General features: G+C 70.5%; 22 protein-coding genes. 16 read left to right on the forward strand and 6 right to left on the reverse strand.

The annotated features are described in order from the left end of the window. Positions 1-95: 95 nt before the first annotated feature. Positions 96-689 carry a CDP-alcohol phosphatidyltransferase family protein gene (locus AB0E90_RS27745; RefSeq protein ID WP_360411774.1) on the forward strand — a complete coding sequence of 198 codons (594 nt, stop codon included), beginning with the start codon at positions 96-98 and terminating at the stop codon, positions 687-689. Then, positions 686-1,135 (forward strand): VTT domain-containing protein, encoded by a 450-nt coding sequence (locus AB0E90_RS27750; RefSeq protein WP_360411777.1) that lies wholly within the window; start codon positions 686-688, stop codon positions 1,133-1,135. The genes AB0E90_RS27745 and AB0E90_RS27750 overlap by 4 nt, the downstream gene beginning before the upstream one ends. A 5-nt stretch (positions 1,136-1,140) precedes the next feature. Here the strand turns inward: AB0E90_RS27750 and AB0E90_RS27755 are convergent, their stop codons facing one another. Further along, on the reverse strand, positions 1,141-1,716 hold the full coding sequence (locus tag AB0E90_RS27755) for a helix-turn-helix domain-containing protein (protein WP_360411780.1): 576 nt from the start codon (positions 1,714-1,716) through the stop codon (positions 1,141-1,143). Between the two features lie 112 nt (positions 1,717-1,828). On the opposite strand from AB0E90_RS27755, the gene AB0E90_RS27760 reads away from it, so the two are divergent. The 3 genes from AB0E90_RS27760 to AB0E90_RS27770 all read left to right on the forward strand — a co-directional run bounded on the left by AB0E90_RS27760 (position 1,829) and on the right by AB0E90_RS27770 (position 3,927). Further along, the gene (locus AB0E90_RS27760; protein ID WP_360411783.1) at positions 1,829-2,563 is read left to right on the forward strand and encodes an SDR family oxidoreductase; all 735 of its coding nucleotides are present in this window, start codon (positions 1,829-1,831) and stop codon (positions 2,561-2,563) included. A 29-nt stretch (positions 2,564-2,592) separates the two neighbouring features. Then, a complete protein-coding gene (locus AB0E90_RS27765; RefSeq protein WP_360411786.1) occupies positions 2,593-3,210 on the forward strand; it encodes an NAD(P)-binding domain-containing protein in 618 nt (205 codons plus the stop codon). 210 nt (positions 3,211-3,420) lie between these two features. After that, entirely contained in the window at positions 3,421-3,927 is a 507-nt protein-coding gene (locus AB0E90_RS27770) for an alpha/beta fold hydrolase (RefSeq protein WP_360412534.1), read from the forward strand. 68 nt (positions 3,928-3,995) lie between these two features. On the opposite strand, the gene AB0E90_RS27775 is transcribed toward AB0E90_RS27770, so the two are convergent. Beyond that, entirely contained in the window at positions 3,996-4,130 is a 135-nt protein-coding gene (locus AB0E90_RS27775; protein ID WP_360411789.1) for a hypothetical protein, read from the reverse strand. A 442-nt stretch (positions 4,131-4,572) separates the two neighbouring features. Between AB0E90_RS27775 and AB0E90_RS27780 the strand changes: the two genes are divergently transcribed. Continuing rightward, entirely contained in the window at positions 4,573-5,232 is a 660-nt protein-coding gene (locus tag AB0E90_RS27780) for a hypothetical protein (RefSeq protein WP_360412537.1), read from the forward strand. A gap of 153 nt (positions 5,233-5,385) precedes the next feature. On the opposite strand, the gene AB0E90_RS27785 is transcribed toward AB0E90_RS27780, so the two are convergent. Further along, positions 5,386-5,880, reverse strand: a complete 495-nt coding sequence (locus AB0E90_RS27785; RefSeq protein ID WP_360411792.1) for a DUF4188 domain-containing protein — start codon at positions 5,878-5,880, stop codon at positions 5,386-5,388. A gap of 77 nt (positions 5,881-5,957) precedes the next feature. On the opposite strand from AB0E90_RS27785, the gene AB0E90_RS27790 reads away from it, so the two are divergent. The 10 genes from AB0E90_RS27790 (at position 5,958) to AB0E90_RS27835 (ending at position 15,968) form a co-directional block, all read left to right on the forward strand. After that, positions 5,958-6,611: a MerR family transcriptional regulator gene (locus AB0E90_RS27790; RefSeq protein WP_360411795.1), complete on the forward strand. Its 654-nt coding sequence runs from the start codon at positions 5,958-5,960 to the stop codon at positions 6,609-6,611. 76 nt (positions 6,612-6,687) lie between these two features. Further along, positions 6,688-7,641, forward strand: a complete 954-nt coding sequence (locus AB0E90_RS27795; RefSeq protein WP_360411798.1) for a hypothetical protein — start codon at positions 6,688-6,690, stop codon at positions 7,639-7,641. A gap of 77 nt (positions 7,642-7,718) precedes the next feature. Next, the gene (locus AB0E90_RS27800; RefSeq protein WP_360411801.1) at positions 7,719-8,108 is read left to right on the forward strand and encodes a hypothetical protein; all 390 of its coding nucleotides are present in this window, start codon (positions 7,719-7,721) and stop codon (positions 8,106-8,108) included. A 17-nt stretch (positions 8,109-8,125) separates the two neighbouring features. Further along, positions 8,126-8,803 carry a tRNA (guanosine(46)-N7)-methyltransferase TrmB gene (trmB, locus tag AB0E90_RS27805; RefSeq protein ID WP_360411804.1) on the forward strand — a complete coding sequence of 226 codons (678 nt, stop codon included), beginning with the start codon at positions 8,126-8,128 and terminating at the stop codon, positions 8,801-8,803. A gap of 109 nt (positions 8,804-8,912) precedes the next feature. Further along, positions 8,913-10,955: an ATP-binding protein gene (locus tag AB0E90_RS27810; RefSeq protein WP_360411807.1), complete on the forward strand. Its 2,043-nt coding sequence runs from the start codon at positions 8,913-8,915 to the stop codon at positions 10,953-10,955. A gap of 60 nt (positions 10,956-11,015) precedes the next feature. After that, the gene (locus tag AB0E90_RS27815) at positions 11,016-12,413 is read left to right on the forward strand and encodes a selenium-binding protein SBP56-related protein (RefSeq protein ID WP_360411810.1); all 1,398 of its coding nucleotides are present in this window, start codon (positions 11,016-11,018) and stop codon (positions 12,411-12,413) included. Beyond that, the gene (locus tag AB0E90_RS27820; RefSeq protein WP_360411813.1) at positions 12,410-13,039 is read left to right on the forward strand and encodes a hypothetical protein; all 630 of its coding nucleotides are present in this window, start codon (positions 12,410-12,412) and stop codon (positions 13,037-13,039) included. The genes AB0E90_RS27815 and AB0E90_RS27820 overlap by 4 nt, the downstream gene beginning before the upstream one ends. A 114-nt stretch (positions 13,040-13,153) precedes the next feature. Continuing rightward, entirely contained in the window at positions 13,154-14,134 is a 981-nt protein-coding gene (locus AB0E90_RS27825) for an arabinan endo-1,5-alpha-L-arabinosidase (protein WP_360411816.1), read from the forward strand. Positions 14,135-14,145: 11 nt separating this feature from the next. Next, positions 14,146-15,621, forward strand: coding sequence for a family 43 glycosylhydrolase (locus tag AB0E90_RS27830; RefSeq protein WP_360411819.1), 1,476 nt, complete (start codon positions 14,146-14,148; stop codon positions 15,619-15,621). A gap of 122 nt (positions 15,622-15,743) precedes the next feature. Beyond that, positions 15,744-15,968, forward strand: a complete 225-nt coding sequence (locus AB0E90_RS27835; RefSeq protein ID WP_360411822.1) for a hypothetical protein — start codon at positions 15,744-15,746, stop codon at positions 15,966-15,968. 116 nt (positions 15,969-16,084) lie between these two features. Here the strand turns inward: AB0E90_RS27835 and ggt (AB0E90_RS27840) are convergent, their stop codons facing one another. The 3 genes from ggt (AB0E90_RS27840) to AB0E90_RS27850 are packed head-to-tail and all read right to left on the reverse strand — an operon-like array spanning position 16,085 to position 21,641. After that, the gene (gene ggt / locus AB0E90_RS27840) at positions 16,085-17,869 is read right to left on the reverse strand and encodes a gamma-glutamyltransferase (protein ID WP_360411825.1); all 1,785 of its coding nucleotides are present in this window, start codon (positions 17,867-17,869) and stop codon (positions 16,085-16,087) included. A gap of 30 nt (positions 17,870-17,899) precedes the next feature. Further along, positions 17,900-19,684 (reverse strand): gamma-glutamyltransferase, encoded by a 1,785-nt coding sequence (gene ggt / locus AB0E90_RS27845; RefSeq protein ID WP_360411828.1) that lies wholly within the window; start codon positions 19,682-19,684, stop codon positions 17,900-17,902. A 31-nt stretch (positions 19,685-19,715) separates the two neighbouring features. Next, entirely contained in the window at positions 19,716-21,641 is a 1,926-nt protein-coding gene (locus tag AB0E90_RS27850) for an ABC transporter ATP-binding protein (protein ID WP_360412540.1), read from the reverse strand. Positions 21,642-21,663: the final 22 nt, after the last annotated feature.

A 21,663-nucleotide genomic window follows, 5' to 3' on the forward strand; every position in this document is an offset into this window, starting at 1 on the left:
GCCAGAGCCGAACAGGTACCTGGGTACCGTCCCCGCGGACAGGTCGGCACCGGAGCACGTTCCGCCCTGGGGCCCACACCGCGGACCGTACGGGAATGACTCTTGTCGACGCTCGCTCCGCCGTCCGGGCCGGGCCGTTCCGCACCGTTGCCAATGCCATCACCGTCATCCGTACGCTGGCCGCCGTCACCGTCGGTGTCGCCGCCCTGCTCGCCGGCTCCGTGCCGTTGCTCGTGGTGGCCTACGGCATCTATTGGCTCGGCGACATGCTCGACGGTCTGGCCGCCCGCCGGCTCCACCAGGAGACCCGGGCGGGCGCCGTCCTCGACATCGTGAGCGACCGCGCGTGCACCGCCGTACTCTGCGTGAGCCTGGTCGCCCGGATGCCCGAGGTCGCGGCCGTGGCCCTGGTGTTCCTGCCCTCGTTCATGGTGCTCGACACCATGCTCTCGCTGGCCTTCCTGTGCTGGCCGCTGGTCAGTCCCAACTACTTCCACCGGGTCGACCGGCGCGTATGGGCGCTGAACTGGTCGCCGGCGGCCAAGGCCGTCAACACGGCCGGAGTGATCGGCGCCGTCGCGTTCGGGCAGTTCCGGCTGGCGCTGGCCGTCGCGCTCGCCGTTCTCGCGGTCAAGCTGTGGTCGGCCGTGGCGGTGGCCCGGCTGCTCGACCGGGACGGCCGGGCGTGACCGGTCTCGTCGAGGCGACGGTGACGCTCGGCTACGGCTTTGCCTCCGCCCTCATCCCGGTCGTCAACGCCGAGGCCTACGCCGTGGTCGCCGGGCACCGCACCGGCCACGCCGTGCTCATCGTCGTCGTGCTGGCGTTCGGGCAGACCACCGGCAAGCTGCTCCTGTTCGAGGCCGCGCGGCGCGGAACGGGCCGGTGGAACCGAATGCTCGCGCGGCGGAACCGGGTCTCCCGCTGGACCGAACGGGTGCGGCGCTGGCTCTCCGGCCGCCGCACCGGCCTGCCGACCGTCTTCGTCTCCGCCGCGGTCGGGCTCCCGCCGCTGGCCCTGGTCAGCCTCGCCGCCGGCACTGCGGACCTGCGGCACTGGGAGTTCGCCGCCGCATGCTTCGCCGGCCGGCTGATCCGTTTCGCCGGCCTGGTCCTGCCCATCGCCCTCGTCTGAGGCCCCTAGACGCGCTGTCCAGGGATCGCGTTCTCGACGAGGACGGCTGCGATGGCGGCGGCGGTGGCGAGGGTTTCGGTGTTGAGGACCCGGCTGCGGGCCGAGGCGCCGTCCAGCAGCAGCGCCAGTTGCTCGCCGAGCTGTTCGGGGTCGGCGGCGCCGGCCTCGCGGGCGGCATCGGTGAGCCGCGCGGTAAAGGCTTTCTTGTAGTCGCGGGCGTAAACGCGCGCCGGGTGGCCCGGGTCGGGGATCTCGACGGCCGCCGCGATGAACGGGCACAGGGGCGCGTGCACCTCGAACGCAGCGAGGAGACGTTCGCGCGGTGTGAGGTCGGTGCGGTCGAACACCTCGGGCAGGATGTCCGGATCGAATCGGCGCAGGCACTCGGCGATCAGCTCGTCCTTGCCGGCGAAGTGCTGGTAAAGCGTGCGCTTGGACACCTCGGCCACCGCGCAGAGCTGGTCCATGCCGGTGCAGTTGATGCCCTGATCGCGGAACAGCTGCTGTGACGCGCTGACGATCCGCTCCCGCGCGCCCCGGCCACGGCGCATGCCCCGCGGTCCCTTCTCCACCTCTGTCACGCGTCGAGCATAGCCCCTTGGGTACCGATCGGTGTGCATAGCTTGCGCCCCGCGCCATCGGCGGTTACGTTAAGCACGCAGATCGGTGTACATAACTCGGACGGAGACAGTTGTGGGAAAGCTCGATGGCAAGGTCGCAGTGATCACCGGCGGGACGAGCGGGATGGCGCTGGCCGGCGCCAAGCTGTTCGTCGACGAGGGAGCGCACGTCTTCATCTCGGGCCGGCGGAAGGACGCGCTGGACGAGGCCGTCAAGCTGATCGGCCGCAACGTCACCGGCGTGCAGGCCGATTCGGCCGACCTCGATGACCTGGACCGCTTGTTCGAGGCGGTCAAGCAGGAAAAGGGCTCGATCGACGTGCTGTGGGCCAGCGCCGGGACGGGCAAGCAGGGCCGGCTCGGCGAGGTCACCGAGGAGCAGTTCGACGCCGCCTTCTCGCTGAACGCGCGCGGCACGCTGTTCACCGTCCAGAAAGCGCTGCCGCTGTTCAACGACGGCGGCTCGATCTTCATGACCGGGTCGAACGCGTCGCTCCGGGGCTACCCCGACTGGAGCGTGTACGCGGCGAGCAAGGCCGTGCTGCCCGCGTACGCACGGGTGTGGGTGTCCGAGCTGAGGGACCGGCGCATCCGGGTGAACGTGCTGACCCCCGGCCAGGTCGCCTCGCCGATGATGGCGGGGGTGATGGACGCGCAGATGAAGGCGCAGTTCGAGTCCGTGATCCCGCGGCGCGAGATGGGCCGCCCCGAGGAGATCGCGTCGGTCGCGTTGTTCCTCGCCTCGGACGACTCGAGCTACGTCAACGGCATGGAGTTGGTCGCCGACGGCGGCACCACGGTTATCTGAGCCCCGACACCCAGTAAGGAAGACATGTCATGAGCACCATCAGCATCATCGGCTCGGGCAACATGGCCGCCGCCATCGGCACCCGGGCGGCGAAGCACGGCCACACCGTCGAACTCATGAGCCGCGACGCCCCCAAGGCCCGGGCGCTCGCCGACCAGATCGGCAACGGAGCCACCGTCGGCACGTTCGGCGCACGGCCCGCGGGTGACATCGTCATCGTGGCCGTCCTCTACGCCGGCGCGGTCGATGTGGTGACGCACTACGGCGAGGCGCTGGCCGGCAAGATCCTCGTCGACATCACCAACCCGTTCAATGCCGACGCAAGCGGACTCGTGACCACCCCGGGCAACTCGGTGTCCCAGCAGATCGCCGCCGCGACCCCCGAGGGCACACACGTCGTGAAGGCCTTCAACTCGATCTTCCGCGGCGTCCTTGCCGCAGACCGGCCCCTGGACGCACTCTTCGCCGGTGACAGCGCCGAGGCAAAGGCACGCGTCGCGGCGTTTCTGGAGAGTTTGGACATGCGGCCCCTCGACGCCGGCGGCCTCGCGATGACCCACGCCCTCGAATGGGCCGGCATCCTTCTGGTCGGCCTGGCAGGCAACGGCGCCGGCTTCGACGTCGCCCTGGGCGCCGAGTCCGGATGACGGCGAGGCGAAGTGTCCGGCGCTACCGTGCGATATCTGGATCGACAAAGCCTTCGGGCCACGCTTCGATGTCCTCGAGATCGTGACGGGGAGGTCGCTGTGATCGAACGATTTGTTGAGGTCCCGGACGGTTATCTGTACAGCCGCACTTGCGGCGAAGGCCCCGACGTCGTGCTGCTGCACGGGGGCGCGGCCGATTGACGGCGCGCACTGGCTTTTGCCTGCGCGTTTCCGGACCGGGTGGCCCGGGTGGTGGCGGTGGGCGCCACGTTCGGGGAGTTTCCGGATCCCACGCCGGACGAGTCGGCAGCCCGCAAGGAGATGGGCGAGCACTACACGCGGCTCGGGCGGCTGCTCGCTGATCGAGGGCTCGGCGCGTACGCCGAGGCGGATATCGGCACGTGGGGTGCGGCCCTCGGTCCGGACGAGCGGCGCAAAATGGTGGGGCTCCAGCTGGCGAACTCGCACTGGATCGAGTTGCCGGAGTCGCTCGGCGCCGAGCTCGACCCACCGGTGAAGGCACGCTTCGCCGAGCTCACCGTGCCGGTGGACGTGGTCATCGGCGGGCGCGACCTCGCCAGCACCCGGCTGTGGGCCCGCCGCCTGGCCGAGCAGGCACCGGAGGCGAATCTCATCGAGGTGCCGGACGGTGACCACTACCCGATGCTGTCGGCTCCCGCCGACTTCGAGCCCATCCTCCGCCAGGCGCTGAGCTAGGCCTCGCGATCAGAGCAGTTCAACTCTGACCCGCCGTGTTGCTCACGTGCGCCCCGATTCCCCGGCGGTCATACGGTTGGGCGGCGGGCTATGACGATGCCGCCGGGGTGGCTGTCGTCGAGCAGGAGCGTGCGGGCCTCCACGGCGAAGCCCGCCTGCTCGAGACGCGCGCCGACCTGCGCGGGGCGTACGGCGGTGGACATAGATCTTCATGGGGTGCCCGCCGTAGCCCTCGGTCTTGAGCTTGGACCCCTCGCCCGCACGGAACCCGAGCAGCACCGGAGCGCCCGGCCGCAGCACCCGGCGGAACTGCGCGAACGCCGTGCCGAGCTCCTCGTCCGGCACGTGGATCGTCGAGTACCAGGCCACAATCCCGCCGATCGAATCGTTCTCGAGATCGAGAGCGGTCAGTCCACCTTGCGTCGCAGGGACCCGGCGTAGGCCGCGCCGGGTCGCTGGACCTTGCCCACGTGCGTCTCGCAGAGGGCGAAGACCGTGACATCCGCACCCGCAGGGTTCGGGCGGGCTGGACAGGTCGGCAGTGGACAGCGGTTGGGAATGTCGTACCCGTCGATTAGAATGTGTGTACTAAAAGGGGCCGTGAGCTGCGAGGAGATCAACGTGACCGCGCCTGTTTTGTCCACTGTGCCCGTTACCACCCCGGCCATTCCGCCGTATGCGACGATGCTCGGCTTCACCCGCTACGTGACCCGCACCGGACCGGCCAAGGCGACCTTCGTGGGTGGTCTGCGCAAGGCCCGGGAGCGCCGGTCGGGCTTCAACCCGCACGGTCAGTTGGTCAAGGCGCTCAAGGCCGACATCGCGTTCCGCACCGGGGGCAGTTATCTCTCCGGCGTCACCGATCTGGTGAAGGACCGCTGGAAGCCGCTCTACGACGCGGTCAGCACCGGGGCGCTCGTCTACCTCGCCTCGCTCGGCGATCCGGAGCAGGTCGGGCTCGCGCAGACGCGGGACGCGCTCGCCTCGGTCGGCCCACTCGCCGTGAAGATCAACCCCCACTTCGGATTGAGGTACGAGTCGGAGTCGCCGAAAGCAGGCAAGCGTGAGGCGGTTCGGCTGCACTTCGACGAGGCGCCGCCGACTCCCGAGGCGATCACCGCAACCCTGCACCTGATGGCCCGGCACATGGATCAGATCCTGCCCAACGCCGAGCCGGTCCTGGTCGACCTGCGCCGCGGCGTCACCCACCGCATCGACCCGGCCGCGAAACCGGCCGACATCGAGAGCTGGCTGGCCGGCGAGGCCGCGGCCTTCACCGCCATGTGGTCGACGACCGTCGCCTGACCAGCCCCTCGTGGCCGCCGCCGCCGCCCGGGCGGCGGCGGCCACGCGCCCTCATCCAGCGCGGCCGAGCCGACGCGGCCGAGCCGACGCGGCCCAGGCGGCGCGGCCCAGGCGGCGCGGCCCAGGCGGCGCGGCCCAGGCGGCGCGGCCGGCTCAAGCGGCGGTGCCGGCATTCGTGGCGCGGCGGCCCGCGGCGCTCCGGGTTTCTCGGGTGAGCGGCACCGCGCGGCCGGCCTCGGCCAGGCCGAAGGGCGGCATGTTGCCGTAGAGGACCTCGAACGTGCCGTCGTGCACGACGTAGGTCTCGTGCCAGACGCCGACGTCGCCACTGTCGCCGACCGTCTTGTTCCAGCGCTTCCACGCCGGGCGGTGCGGCAGGCGGGCGTCCTTCGCGAAGTCCTCCAGGTGCTCGGCGCTCCGCCAGTACTGCACGATCAGCGGGCCGCGCGGGCCCACCCACGTCGTGAAATGCAGCAGGCCCAGCTCCTTGCGGCGGATCAGCTCGCGGAGCATCGGGCCCATCGCCGCCGCGACCGGCAGCCATTTGTGCAGCTTCCACCACTTGTTGATGCGCATGCCGATCAGGAAGACCACGAAGTCCCCCTCGATCTCGGCGGTCATGTAGCCGGGAACGACCTTCGCCATCATTGCCTCCGATATTTTGGATAGTAAAACTATCCGCTTTCGATAGTTACACTATCCACTCGAGAGGGGATGATCGCAAGGTGCGTGTGGGAGAACTGAGCAAGCGGAGCGGGGTGCCGATCCCGACGATCAAGTACTACCTGCGGGAGGGGCTGCTGCCGCCCGGCGCCGCGACGGCCGCCAACCAGGCCGATTACGGCGATGGGCACCTGCGGCGGCTGCTGCTCGTCCGGGCGCTGATCGACGTCGGCGGCGTCTCGGTCGCCGGCGCGCGCGACGTGGTCGCGGCCCTCGCCGCGCATGCCGACGATCCGCTCGAACTGCTCGGCGCGGCGCAGTCGGCGATCGCCCCGCGGCACCGGCCCGACCGGGAGACGCCCGACTGGCAAGCCGCCCGCAAGCGGGTGCTGGCCCTGATCGTCGAGCACAGCTGGCTCATCCACCCCGAGTCCCCGGAGATCGACCTGGTGACCGACGCTCTCGCGGCCGGTGGTCTGCTCGGCGTGACCGAACTGTTCGACAACCTCGACCGCTATGCCGACTCCGCCGAATCGGTCGCGGCCGCCGAGGTGGGCGCGGTTCTCGCCCGGCCCGACCCGGCCTCCCGGATGGAGCTCGTGGTGCTCGGCACGATCTTCGGCGAGGCCCTGTTCAGCGCTCTGCGCCTGCTCGCCCACCAGCACGAGAGCGCCCGTCAGCTCGGCTTCACAAATAAGCCGGAAATCACTCAGTAGCGAAACGGTTGCGGACGATCTGCGAGGTGTACACGGCAGGGCGAGACGCGTCGGGGGGCGGTCCGTTATGCAGGGCATGAAGAAGATCACCGCAATCGTGGCCACGGTTCTGGGCAGCCTGGTGGCCCCGCATGCCGCCGCGGCGGCAACGAGCAGCAGCAGCTCGGTGGCGTACGTCCGGAACGGCGACATCTACGTCAGCAAGGGCGGCGGGGAGGCGCGGCTGACCACCGGCGGCGGGCGCTCCCGCCCGCGCTGGTCGCCCGACGGCCGCCAGATCGCGTACCTCAAGGGTGGTCAGCTCTGGGTCATGCGAGCCGACGGCGGCGTCGCCCGCCGGCTCACCACCCGCGCCGCCGCCGGGCCGTCCTGGTCGCCGGACGGCAAGTGGATCGCCTTCGCCTCGCTGTCCTGCACCGGCGGGCCGGGCGTCTTCCGGATCTCGCCGGCCGCGAACGCCCAGCCGGAGGTGCTGTTCCCCGGCGACTGCCGCACCGAGGAGCTTCCCGACGAGCCGGCCCTGCCGGCCGGGCGGCAGACCGCAACGCTGACCGAGCGGCTGCGCACCGACGACACGGTGGCCTGGTCGCCGGACGGCACGAAGATCGCCTTCCGCGGCGGCGACTGCGAGTCGGTCTACGACGCCTGCCTGAGCGTGGGCACGGTGGCGACCGGCGGCGAGCAGACGGTGGCCGCGTACGGCGGGGGCAGCCTGCAGAACCGGGGCTTCGCGGTGGTGCCGGAGTGGCGGTCGGACGGGCAGCGCCTGGCCTGGACCGCCTACCAGGAGGGCGAGACGGCCGCCGACAACGAGCCGGTGCACGTGGTCGAGTACGACCCGGCCACCCGGGCCAAGCGCACGGTCGGCGGCGCCGGTGACCGCGAGCTCGCCTACACCGACAGCACGCACGCCCTGGTCACCGGGCAGTACCGGGGCCGCTCCTGGGTGCTGCGGGTGGGCCTGGCCGACGGGTCGCGGGTCGCGTTCCGGGAAGGCTCGCAGCCGAGCGTGCTAGCCGCTAAGCGGTAACCCGCGAGCTGCCGAACAGAGGTACAGACCGGTGGCAACGAGGTTGCCATCCCGCATACACATTTGGGGATCCGCACATGACCGTCTCCGGCCTGGGAACTGCTCGCACCCTTTACACGCCCATCGCGGCGCCGTCCCGGCGGACGCCGGTGGACAAGAACCGGCACACCGACTTCGAGGCCCTGACCGCCCCCGACCGGGAGCTGATCTTCCAGGTCACCGGTCAGCGGGTGGGCCCGAACTTCGACCCGGAGAAGGACAAGCCGACCAGCTTCGCGACCGCCCTGGCCGCCGAGCGGGCCAGCGGCCACCTGGCGCCCGGGCAGCCGGTCACCGCGGTCTACCTCAAGGACCTGCACCACCGCTACCAGCGGGCGAGCGCACCCAGCCCGATCGGCCCGTACCTGGACAAGGCCCTGTCCTACCTGGCCCGGAGCGGCCCGCGCCGGATCGACGTCTCGGCCTAGCTATCGTTGGCGGTGCTATGACGGAGACCGCTGAGCACCGGCCGATTCGCTCCTTCCACCCCCGCCGGGGGCGGATGAGCGCCCGGCACCACGACGCGCACGCCGAGCTGTGGCCGCGGTTCGGCCTGGCCGTGGCCGACGGCGACCGCACGCCGATCGACCTCGGGGCGCTCTTCGGGCGGACGGCGCCGGTGGTGCTGGAGATCGGTTTCGGGATGGGTGAGACCACGGCCGCGATGGCGGCGGCCGATCCCGGCCGCGATTATCTGGGCGTCGAGGTGCACACCCCGGGCATCGGAAATCTGCTCGCGCTGGTCGGTGAGCAGGGCCTGCATAACGTACGGGTGGGGCACGGCGACGCGATGGAACTGGTCCAGCGGATCGCGCCCGGCGCGCTCGACGCCGTACACATCTTCTTCCCTGATCCGTGGCCGAAGGCCCGGCATCACAAACGCCGCCTGGTCCGCCCGGCGAATGTCGCCCTGCTGCGGGAGCGCCTGCGCCCGGGCGGCCTGCTGCATTGCGCCACCGACTGGCCGCACTACGCCGAGGCGATGGCCGAGGTCCTCGCCGCCGACCCGGGCCTGGTCGAGGAGGGCGACGGCCGAGCGGGCCGGCCGGAGACGAAGTTCGAGCGCCGGGGCAACGCAGCCGGGAGACCCATCGCGGATCTGCGATTCCAGCGCCGCGCCTGAATTGCCACCTTTAGGCTGAAAGCCGGAGGTCGGCATGGTGGTAGAAGATCCCGGCCTGGACGCTGGACGGGCCTTCAGGCCCCCTCGGGCAACCGGTTGGCGGCCCGGCGTGCTCGCGGCCGCCCCGGCCGAGCTGCACCGCGGGGTGCTGACCAGCGGCGCCGCCGATCAACTGGCGGCGCTGGTGGCGCGGGCCGCGCACGCGCCGGTCGGGCTGATCCACTTCGCCCAGGGCGGTCGCCTGCGTCTCTACGGCGGCTGGGGGCTGTCCGGCTCGTGGGACGAGGTCGCCGACACGCCCATCGAGGATTCCCTGGCCGGGCTCGTGCTCAACAGCGACGACCCGATCGTGATCACCGACCTGAACGCCGACGAGCGGGGGCTCACCCTGGGCGCCGCGCGGCGCGGTGGTTATCTCGGCCATTCGGTACGCGATCAGCACGGCGCCGTGCTCGGCGTGTGCTGCGCCTGCGACCCGGAGCCGCGCGAGTGGACCGCCGACGAGGTCGCCGCGGTCGCCGAGGCCGCCCAGGTGTGCACCCTGCTGATCACCGAGCAGATGGCCCGGCACGAGATCGACCAGCAGCGCCGGTTCCTCGACGCGGTGCTGGGCAGCCTGCACGACGGCGTCACCGCCTGCGACGCCGACGGCAACGTCGTGTTCGTGAACGAGCGGATGCGGCACATGTGGGCGGAAGCGGGCCTGTCCCCCACCGCCATCCCGTCGGACGGGTTCACCGACGCCGACGGCAGGCCGCTGGGTCAGGACGACCTGGGGCTGTTCCGGGCGCTGCGCGGCGAGCACCTGCGCGACGAGGAAGTCCTCCTGCACAGCCCGGACCGCCGCATCCACCACTACCTGATCGACGCGCACCCGATCACCGGGCCGGACGGGCACACGGTCGGCGCGGTGCAGGCGGTGCAGGATGTCACCCGCCGCCGCCGGGTCGAGCGGTTCCGGACCTGCGAGCTCGCCGTCACCGCGGCGCTGGCCGAGGCGCCCAGCATCGAGGCGGCCGGGCCGCGGGTGCTCGGGGCGGTGGTCGACACCCTCGGCTGGGCGCACGCCGAGCTGTGGCTGGTCGACCAGGCCGCCGCGGTGGTGCGCTCGGCCGCGCACTGGAGCGCGCCGGGCTGGGACTCGGAGATCGAGGTGCCGGTCGATCTGCCGTACGGGACCGGGCTGGCCGGCCGGGTCTGGCAGGTGGGCAAGCCGCTGTGGATCCGGGACGTGGGACAACCGCAGAGCCTGATCGCCGAGGAGACCGCCCAGTCGTCGAGGCTGCACGCCGCCCTCGGCGTACCGGTCAAGGAAGGTTTTGAGACCTTGGGGGTGCTGACCGTCTTTGCCGACACGGTCGAGGACTCGGAGGACGAGCTGCTCGCGCTGATGTCCGGGATCGCCGCGCACATCGGCCAGTTCGTCGAGCGCCGCCGCATCGAGGACCTGCAACGGCAGCTGGACCGGTCGAAGAACGAATATCTCGCGCTGATCGGGCACGAGCTGCGCACCCCGCTCACCTCGATCAGCGCCTACACCGAGCTGCTGCGCGAGGCCGACGAGCACACCCTGGTCACCGAGGGGCCGCGGCTGCTCGAGGTGATCGACCGCAACACCAACCAGCTGCGCCACATCATCACCGAGCTGATGGAGCTGTCCGCGCTGGACGCCGGCCACGCCGACGTGCAGCTGATGCCGATGGACCTGGCCGAGGTGGTGCGCGACTCGGTGACCAAGGCGCGGGCCGCGATCGACGGCGCGCCGCTGGTCATCGAGGACGAGCTGCCGGTCGACCTGGTGCTGCCCGGCGATCGCAAGCGGCTGCGGCAGGTCGTCGACAACCTGCTCGGCAACGCGGTCAAGTACAGCCCGGACGGTGGCCACGTAGGGGTGACGTTGCGGGCCGACGGGCGTGCCGCCGAACTCGCCATCTCCGACACCGGCCTGGGGGTGACCACCGAGGAGCGGGAGAAGATGTTCACCGGGCTCTACCGCACCAGCCGGGGCAACGACAAGACGATCCCCGGCACCGGCCTGGGCATGACGCTGAGCCGGGCGGTGGTCTCCCGCCATCACGGCAGCATCGAGCTGGTCGACCATGACGGCCCCGGTACCACCGTCCTGGTTCGCCTGCCCATGGACCCGCGTTGACAAGTCGTTGACAGTTGTGACTCTGGCCACAAGCGCCCTGGCCGGAGCAGGATGTCTGCCATGACCAGGTGGACCCCGGACCCCACGTTCTATCCGTCGCCGTCGGCTGCCGCGGGCGCGCCCGCCGAGCAGCTGGCCTATGTGGCCGCGTTCGATCGCGCCGCCGAGAAACCGGACGCCATCGCGGTCGTCGACACCGACCCGGAGTCCGAGTCCTACGGCCGGGTGGTGGGCTGGACCGACCTGCCGCACACCGGTGACGAGCTGCACCACTTCGGGTGGAACGCGTGCAGCAGCGCGCTCTGCCCGACCGCGCCGCACCCGCACGTCGAGCGCCGCTACCTGATCGTGCCGGGCCTGCGCTCGTCGCGCATCTACGTGCTCGACACCAAGGCCGACCCGCGCTCGCCGCAGCTGGTCAAGGAGATCCCGGCGGCCGAGCTGGCCGCGAAGGCGAACTATTCACGCCCGCACACGATCCACTGCGGACCGGACGGCATCTACGTCTCGGCGCTGGGCGCGGGCGACGGGGGCGGCGGGCCGGGCGGCATCGCGGTGCTCGACCACACCACGTTCGAGGTGCGCGGCCAGTGGGAAGCCGATCGAGGAGACCAATTCCTGGCGTACGACTTCTGGTGGCACCTCACCCGCGACGTGCTGGTCAGCTCGGAGTGGGGCACCCCCGAGATGATCGAGAACGGGATCGACCCCGCACTCCTGCTGGGACGCAAGTACGGGCATCGGATCCATTTCTGGGACCTCGCGAAGCGCACCCTGGTGCAGTCGGTCGACCTCGGCGACCAATACCAGATGCCGCTCGAGCTGCGCCCGGCCCACGACCCGACCAAGGAGTACGGCTTCCTGGGTGTCGTGATCAGCGTCGAGGACCTGTCCGCCTCGATCTGGATGTGGCACAAGGCCGAGGGCGAGTTCGCCGTCCGCAAGATCATCGACATCCCGGCCGAGCCGGCTGCCGAGGACGACCTGCCGCCGGCCCTGAAGCCGTTCGGCGCGGTGCCGCCGCTGGTCACCGACATCGACCTCTCGGTGGACGACAAATACCTCTACGTCTCCTGCTGGGGCACCGGCGAGCTGATCCGCTACGACGTGTCGGACCCGTTCAACCCGGTCCGGGCCGGCTCGATCCACCTGGGTGGCATCGTCCGGCGCACGGCCCACCCGTCCGCTCCGGACGAGCGCCTGGCCGGCGGGCCGCAGATGGTCGAGGTGTCCCGCGACGGCAAGCGGGTCTACGTGACCAACTCGCTCTACGGCTCCTGGGACGACCAGTTCTACCCGGACGGCGTCGGCGCCTGGATGGCGAAGGTCGACGTCAGCGACGACTTCTCGCTGGACGAGCGGTTCTTCCCGCACGGGAGTGAGTTCCGCGGCCTGCGCGTGCATCAGACCCGGCTGCAGGGCGGCGACGCCAGCTCCGACTCGTACTGCTTCCCGTGACCTGGGGTTCCTACGCGGCTTTGATCGCTCTCGGCGCCTTCCACGGCCTCAACCCGGCCATGGGCTGGCTGTTCGCGGTGGCCCGGGGCATGCAGGAAAAGTCCCGAAAGGTGCTGCTGACCTCGCTGCCGCCGATCGCCGCCGGCCACCTGGCCTCGGTGGCGATCGTGGCGGCGGTGGTCAGCGCCACCCAGTCGGTGGTCGCGGCGAACATCGTCGGGATCGTGGGCGGCGCGCTGCTGGTCGGCTTCGGCCTGTGGCGGCTGCTCTCCGAACGGCACTTCCGCTGGGCAGGGATGCGGCTGAACTCCGTACAACTGGCGGGTTGGTCGTTTCTGATGTCGTCGGCGCACGGCGCCGGCTTGATGCTGCTGCCGGTCCTGGCGACCGAGTCGATGCCGGCCATGCACCACGGCCTGACCGGCAGCCCGGCGTCGGCGCTGGGCGGCCTGGCAGCGGCCGGCGTGCACACCCTCGCCATGTTCACCGTGATGGCCGTGTGCGCGGTCGCCGTCTACGAGTTCGTCGGTGTCAACATCCTGCGCAAGACCTGGTTCAACATGGACAAACTGTGGGCCGGCGTGATGGTCGGCGCCGGCGCATTGACGATCGCGCTGACCGCCTGACCTGATTTTTGTTGTCTTCCGACTCGAAGAGTGTCTACGAAGTGAAGCAACCTTTGCGCCGCTTTCGGCCACTGCTTCCTCGAGTAGTCCCCGACTCGGAAGGCATCCCCCACCATGCGATCCCTGCGCAAGACCGTGCTGGCCGGTGTCACCGCCCTCGTGGCGGTGGCGGCCGGTGTCTACGGCATCACCTCGGCCGACGCCGCGACCTACCCCAACCCCGGGGTGGTCACCGGCTCGATCGGGGCCCACGACCCCACCCTCGTCAAGCGGCCCACCGGTGGTTACCTCCTCGCCACCACCGGCGCCGGCATCACGCTCAAGACCTCGGCCGACCGGACGGCTTTCGCCGATGCCGGAAAGGCCTTCCCCAGCGGTACGTCGTGGGCCACCCCGTACACCAACGGCAGCGCCGACCTGTGGGCGCCGGACATCTCGTACCACGGCGGCAAGTACCTGATGTACTACGCGGCCTCCTCGTTCGGCTCCAGCAAGTCGGCGATCTTCCTGGCCGGGTCGACGACCGGCGCGGCCGGCACGTGGAGCAACTACGGCAAGATCATCGAGTCCACCACCTCGAGCGGCTGGAACGCGATCGACCCGAACCTGACCGTCACCCCGTCCGGTGAGTGGTGGCTGACCTTCGGCTCCTTCTGGAGCGGCATCAAGATGGTCAAGCTCGACCCGAGCAGCGGGAAGCGGGCCGACAGCGCGATGTACAACATCGCCGAGCGGTTCGTGAACTCCAAGTCGGTCGAGGCGCCGTTCGTCTACTACCACGGCGGCTACTACTACCTGTTCATGTCGTTCGACTTCTGCTGCCAGGGCGCGTCCAGCACCTACCGCACGATGGTGGCCCGGTCGAAGACGATCACCGGGCCGTACGCCGACCGGGCCGGCGTCGCGACGACGGCGGGCGGCGGCACGGAGATCCTGGCCGCGCACGACTCGATCCACGGTCCGGGGCACCCGGCCGTGATCACCGACGGATCGCAGGACGTGCTGGTCTACCACTACTACACCAACACCGGCGCGCCCCAGCTCGGCATCAACTTGCTCGGCTGGGACTCGTCCGCCTGGCCGTACGTCTACTGAGGAGCGTGACGATGAAGAAGCTCCTCGCCGTCCTCCTGTTCGTCGTCGCCGCCACGGCCGTTCTCCTGCGCCCCGGCACCAGCGACGCGGCCGTGTCCTTCACCAACCCGGTCGCGCCCGCGCCGTACGGCGCCGACCCGTGGATGGGTTACTACAACGGCTACTACTATGTGGCCGCCACCACCTGGAACTCGCAGATCGTCGTCAAGCGGGCCACGTCGGTCGCGGCGCTGCCCGGCGCCTCCGAGTCGGTCGTCTACACCGGCACCGACTCGACCAACTGCTGCAACGTCTGGGCGCCGTCGATGCACCGGCTGACTGGCCCCAACGGAACCCGGTGGTACCTCTACTACTCGGCCGGCACCGCGGCCTGCTGCGACGGGCAACGGTCGTTCGTCCTGGAGAGCTCGGGCGACGATCCGATGGGGCCGTACACCTACAAGGGCCAGCTCAACGTGCAGGCCGGCAACGGCTGGGCGATCGACGGGGCGGTCGCCACGATCAACGGGACGAACTACTTCCTGTACTCGTCGTGGGTCGGTGACCTGCAGAGCCTGTTCATCGCCCCGCTGAGCAACCCGTGGACCGTGTCGGCCTACGGCACCCGGATCTCCTATCCGACGTACGACTGGGAGAAGGTCGGCGGGAACACCGAGGAGGGCCCGTACGTGCTGCAGCACAACGGGGTCACCTACCTGACCTTCTCGGCCAGCTCGTGCAACACCCCCGACTACAAGATCGGCATGCTGACCCTGACCGGCAGCAACCCGCTCACCGCCTCGGCCTGGACCAAGAAATCCACCCCGCTCTTCCAGCGGTCCGACGCCAACAGCGTGTACGGGCCGGGCCACCACAGCTTCTTCACCTCGCCCGACGGCAGCGAGACGTGGATGGCCTATCACGCCAACGAGAGCACCGCCCAGGGCTGCGGCGGCACCCGCACCACCCGGATCAAGAAGGTCACCTGGAACTCCGACGGAAGCCCCAACTTGGGTACGCCGGACAAACTGTCGACGGCATTGACGGCCCCGGCCGGTGACCCCGGTGGCACGGTGTCGTTCCCGGCGGCCGGCACGAACTACCGCCTGATCAACAAGAACAGCGGCAAGGTGCTGGACGCGGCGAACTGTGGCACCGCCAACGGCACCGCGATCCAGCAGTGGGCGTCGCTCGGCAACGCCTGCCAGCAGTGGACCTTCACGAAGACGACCAGCAACTACTACCGGATCACCAACGTCAACAGCGGCACCGTGCTGGACTCGGTGAACTGCGGCGCCGCCAACGGCACCGCACTCGACCTGTGGACGAACCTGTCGAACGTCTGCCAGGAATGGAGCCTGACCCCGATCAACGGCGGTTACCTGATCGCTAACCGGGACAACGGCCTGATCCTCGACACCACCGACTGCAGCGCCGCCGACGGCGCCGCGGTCCGCCAGTGGTCCTCCCTGGGAAACACCTGCCAGGAGTGGACCATCACCGCCTGAACGGAAGCAGCCCCCGGCCGCAGGGTCGGGGGCTGCCTCGCGCCCCAGCTCGCGCCCAATGGCGCCGCGCCGCCAGAGCTACAGCGATATCGTGATCTCACCGGTAGCGCCCGGAGGTGCACATGGCCAACATCCTCATTCGCGACCTGAGCCAGGCCGCCGTCGATCGCATCGACGCGGCCGCCGCCAATCTCGGCCTGTCACGCAACGAATACCTGCGCCGCAAGCTGGAAGAGAGCGTTGACCCCAGCGAAGAGCGAGCGATGACCGAAGATGATTGGCACCGCTCCGCGGAAACATTTGCCGACCTGAGCGACCCCACGGTGATGGACAACGCGTGGCGATGACGAGCTAACTGATCGACAAGTCGGCATATATTCGGCTGCGGCGCGGCGAGGCGGCGTCGAGACGCTGGCCGCCTGAGCGGCGTGCCCCGGCCGCGTGCGCGGCCGGGGCCTGCCGGTCAGCGGTTGGGGTGGACGACGCCGGCGGAGCCGGTGCCGCGGCGGGTTGGCTCGGCCGAGGCGATGAAGCCGCCGTGGCCGGTGAACTCGATGGCGGTTGCGGCGCCCAGTTCGGGGACGTCGGGGCCGAAGGTGTGCCCCAGCGCCTCCAGCGCTGGGCCGTAAGCGGTGTGGAAGGCCGGTTCGGCCTGGATGCCGGCGGAGTTGCGCTGGGACGCTCGCGGAGCGGCCATCGCGTCCGGCAGGGACATGCCCAGGATCAGGCGGTTCACCAGGATCTGCAGGACCGTGGTGATGATGGTGGCGCCGCCCGGGGAGCCCAGCGCCAGGAACGGCTTTCCGTCCTTCAGCACGATCGTCGGGCTCATCGAGCTGCGCGGCCGCTTGCTCGGGCCGGGCAGGTTCGGGTCGGCGGCGGGGGCCTGGGTGTTGGTGAAGTTGAAGTCGGTCAACTCGTTGTTCAGCAGGAAGCCGCGGCCGGGGACGACCATGGCGTTGCCGCCGATCTGCTCGATGGTGAAGGTGTACTCCACCACGTTGCCCCACTTGTCGGCGACGGTCAGGTTGGTGGTCGACTGGCCCTGCTCGGTCGGGCCGCCCACCGAAGCGGGCGTGCAGCCGTGCGCGTTGATGTCGCCCGGCGGGACCGGCTTGGTCAGCGCCTTCGAGGGCGAGATCTGGCAGGCCCGCTGGCGCGCCCACGAGTCGGAGGCGAGCTTGTCGAGGACCCGCTGCGGGGTGTCGGCGCCGACGTAACGGCCCCGGTCGGCGAAGGACAGCGCCGACGCCTCCAGGTAGTAGTGCAGCACCTTGGTCTTGTCGGCGGCGGACAGCCCGCTCTGCTCGAGAATGTTCAGCGCCTCGGAGACCGCAGTGCCGCCGCTGGACGGCGTGGACATGCCGTAGATGGACAGGCCGCGGAAGTCGGAGCGGGTCGGAGCGCGCCGCGGCGCCTCGTATGTGGCCAGGTCGGCCGTGGTCAGCACGCCCGGGCGGATCGGGTAGGCCCAGGTGCCGATGGGGTGTGCGGACACCGGCGGGTGCTGCACGGTGCGGACGATGTCGGCGGCGACCGCGCCCCGGTAGAACGCGCCGGCACCGCGATCGGCGATCAGCCGGTAGGTGTCGGCCAGATCGGGATTGCGCTGGGTCGAGCCGACCGCGGGCGGCTGACCGCCGGGCAGATAGAGAGCGCTGGTCGCGTCGAACTGCCCGAACGCGGCCGCATTGTCGGCCACCTGCTGGCGGAAGGTCGCGTCGACGGTGAAGCCGCGGTCGGCGACCGTGGCCGCCGGGCGCAGCAGCGAGGACAGCGGGCGCGTGCCCCACTGCTTCGACGCGGTCTCCCAAGTGGCGACGGTGCCGGGCACGCCGGCCGAGAGGCCGCTGACCCGGGCTTCCTGGAAGTCGTACGGCTGGCCGTCGGCCGGGTCGATGAAGTAGGTCGAGGTCATGGTGGCCGGCCCGGCCTCGCGGCCGTCGATGGTGGAGACGGTGTGCCGCTTGGCGTCGTGGTAGACGAAGAAGCCGCCACCGCCGATGCCGGCCGAGAACGGCTCGGTGACGCCGAGGGTGGCGGCCGTGGCGATCGCCGCGTCGACCGCGTTGCCCCCGCGACGCAACACGTCGAGGCCGACGGCGGTGGCGGTGGGGTCGACGGTCGCGACCGCACCGCCGTATCCGTAAGCCGTCGGGCCGTTGGTTGTTGCCGGTGAAGCGACGGCTGGCGCCGCAACAAGGGTGGAGGCCAGTGAAGCTACTGCTATTACTGGCAAGATCCGCATCGATCCTCCGAAGTAGGCAAAGGTAGCTGTCTATTCCTGCCTACCAGAGTTTGACGGCCACAGCACGGCGGCGGCGCCTCCGCCGCGACGGGTGGGTTCGGCGGAGGCGATGAAGCCGCCGTAGCCGGTGATCTCGACGGCGGTGGCCGCTCCCAGCTCGGGAACGTCGGGGCCGAACGTGTGACCCAGGGCGGTCAGGGCCGGGCCGTAGGTGGCGTGAAAGCCCGGTTCGGCCTGGATGCCGTCGGTGTTGCGCTGGGACGCCCGGGGCGCCGCCATGGCCGCCGGCAGGGACATCCCGAGAATGAGGCGGTTGACCAGGATCTGCAGGACCGTGGTGATGATGGTGACGCCGCCGGGTGCGCCGACCGCGAGGAACGGCTTGTCGTTCTTGAACACGATCGTGGGGGCCATCGAGCTGCGTGGCCGCTTGCCCGGGCCGGGCAGGTTCGGGTCGGCGGCGGGGGCCTGGGTGTTGGTGAAGTTGAAGTCGGTCAACTCGTTGTTCAGCAGGAAGCCACGGCCGGGCACGACGATGGCGCTGCCGCCGGTCTGCTCGATGGTGAAGGTGTATTCGACGACGTTGCCCCACCGGTCGGCGACGGTGAGGTTGGTCGTCGACTGGCCCTGCTCGGTGGGGCCACCGACCTTCGCGGTCGCGCAGCCGGGGCCGGTGATGTCGCCGGGCGCGGCCGGCTTGATCATGGCGGTGGTCGGTGCGATCCGGCAGGCGCGCTGCCGGGCCCACGAGTCGGAGATCAGTTTGTCGACGACCGCCTGCGGGGTGCCGTCGCCGAGGTAGCGGTTGCGGTCGGCGAACGACAGTGCCGACGCCTCGAGGTAGTAATGCAGCGCCTTCGTCCGGTCGGCGGCGGACAGGTGGCTCGTCTCGAGAAGGTTGAGCGCCTCGAGGACCGCGACCCCGCCACTGGACGGGGCGGGCATGCCGTAGACCGACAGGCCCCGGAACTCCGAGCGGAGCGGGGCCGGGGTGCGCACCCGGTAGCCGGCCAGGTCGGCCGCGGTGAGGACGCCGGGGCGGATCGGGTACGGCCAGACCCCGACCGGGTTCGCCGAAACCGGCGGGTGCTGCACGGCCTTGATGAGGTCGGCGCCGACCGCCCCGCGGTAGAACACGCCAGTGCCCTGCGCCGCGATCTGGCGATAGGTAGCGGCCAGATCGGGGTTGCGCTGGATCGAGCCGAGGGCGGGCGGGGCGCCGCCGGGCAGGTAGAGCGCCCGGGTCGAGTCGAACCGGCCGAACGCGTCCGCGTTGTCGGTCACCAGCTTGCGGAAGTTGTCGTCGACCGGAAAGCCGCGGTCGGCCACCTCGGCGGCCGGCTCCAGCAGCGAAGCCAGCGACCGGGTGCCCCACGAGGTGGCGGCGGCTTCCCAGGTGGCGAGGGTGCCGGGCACGCCCACGGACAGGCCGCTGACCCGGGCCTCCGGGAAGTCGTACGGCTGCCCGTCGGCCGGATCGACGAAGTAGCCGGAGGTCATGGTGGCCGGGCCGGCCTCGCGACCGTCGATGGTGGAGACCTGGTGCTGCTTGGCGTCGTAGTAGACGAAGAAGCCGCCACCGCCGATGCCGGCCGAGAACGGCTCGGTGACACCGAGGGTGGCGGCCGCCGCCACCGCCGCGTCGACCGCATTACCGCCGTGCCGCAGCACGTCCAGGCCGACCGCGGTGGCGGTGGAGTCGACGGTGGCGACGGCGCCGCCGGTCCCGGAAGCGGTTGGTCCCCACCGAGCCGGCGCAGCAACGGCGGGGGTCGCGGCCAAAGTAGCTACGACGAAAACCGGTAAAATCCGCATTGATTCTCCGAAGTGGGCAAAGGGCTACATTTCAGCCCTGCCTACCAGACGCTGCCGCCCACGTCTCGAACATGGCGGCATAGCGACCCCCGGCCAGCACGAGCTCCTCGTGCGAACCGGTCTCGGCGATGCCGTGGTCGTCGACCACGATGATCCGGTCGGCGCGCATGGCGGTGGAGAGCCGGTGCGCGACCAGGATCGCGGTCCGCCCCTCCAGCAGCACGTCCAGCGCCGCCTCCACCCGCAGCTCGGAGCGCAGGTCGAGGTTGGAGGTGGCCTCGTCGAGCACGACCACGCGCGGCTCGGCCAGGAACGCCCGGGCCAGGGCGAGCAGCTGCCGTTCCCCGGAGGAGACCGACTGGCCGCGCTCGTGCAGCGGGGTGTCGAGCCCTTCCGGCGCCCGTTCGACCAGTTCGCGCAGCCCGACCGCGTCGACCGCGGCCCACACCTCGTCGTCGGTCGCCGACGGGCGGGCGAACGCGATGTTGTCGCGCAGGGTCCCGGCGAAGAGGAACGGCTCCTGCGGCACCACCCCGATCTGGGTGCGCAGCGAGGAGAGCGTCACGTCCCGCAGGTCATGCCCGTCGATCAGCACCGCGCCGTCGACCGGGTCGTAGAAGCGCGTCACCAGCTTGGCGAGCGTCGACTTGCCGGCCCCGGTCGGCCCCACGCAGGCCACCGTCTCGCCGGGCGCGATCCGCAGCGACAGATGCGACAACACCAGGCGGTCGGGCAGATAACCGAAGCTGACGTCGTCGAACACGATCTCGCCGTGCACCGGGGGCAATTCCAGGGCAGAAGCCGATTGGCGTACGGACGGGGGCGTCGACAGCAATCCACGGATCTTCCCGACCGCCGCCTTGGCCTGCTGGTACTGCGTGTACAGCTGGACGAGCTGCTGCACCGGCTGGAAGAACGAGTTGATGTAGAGGACGAAGGCGGTCAGCTCGCCGATGGTCAGCGTGCCCCGCAGCACCATCCGGCCGCCGAGCAGCAGCATCACCGCCATCGCGATCAGCCCGATCACCGACGTGCCCGGCCCGTAGATCGCGTTGATCCGCCCGGTCCAGTCGTTGGCGTCCCGGTAGGCCCCGACGACCGACCGGTGCGCGACCACGTTGCGCTCCTGCCGGTTGTGCGCGGTCACCACCCGTACGCCATTGAGGCTTTCGGCCAGATCCGCGAACATCGCCGCGATGGTGTCGCGCTGCCGGTTGTAGCCGCGGTCCGCGGCGTGCCGGAACCACAGCGACGCCGCCGTGAGCGGCGGCACCACCAGGACCAGCGTCAGGATCGCCAGTTCCGGGTTGTAGTGGAACAGCACCCCGGTGACCACCACCATGGTCAGTCCCTGGATCAGGAACTGGGCGAAGCCGTCCTGCAGCAGGCTCTGCAGCGACTCCACGTCGGAGGTCATCCGGGTCATCGTGACGCCGGCCTTCTCCTTGGTGTAGTAGTCCAGCGACATCCGCTGCAGGTGCGCGAAGATGCGGATCCGCAGGTCCCGGGTGGCCGAGGCGGCGAGCATGCCGGTCTTGCGCATGCGCACGGCGGTGGCCACCCCGGTCAGCAGCACCGCCGCCACGAAACAGATGGTCGCGACGACGAGGACCCGCAGGTTGCGGCCGGCGATGCCGTGGTCGATGCCGATCTGCACGAGGTAGGGGCCGGCCTGCAGCAGCAGCGTCTCGACGAGAATGGCGAACGCGGCGACCACGAGCAGCCCGGGCCGCCCGATCAGCAGCCGCCCGAGCGAGATCCGCCCGCCGCCGTCGGCCACCGGGTCGAACGCGACCTGCGGATCGCCGTGATCGGGTTCGCCGGCCTCGAGTTTCGCCACGCCGGCCGCCAGATCGGACGGAATGCCGGCGAACGGCAGCCCGTTTCCGGGCTTCCCGGCCGCCCCCATGGTCGACCGCCCCCCGGCGTTGAACGCGCCGAATCCCCCGCCGAACATGCTCACGCTGAGCCCTCCTTAG

Origin of the sequence: Actinoplanes sp. NPDC026619 (genome assembly GCF_040638295.1) — a bacterium.
In the GTDB taxonomy this organism is placed as follows: Bacteria; Actinomycetota; Actinomycetes; order Mycobacteriales; family Micromonosporaceae; genus Actinoplanes.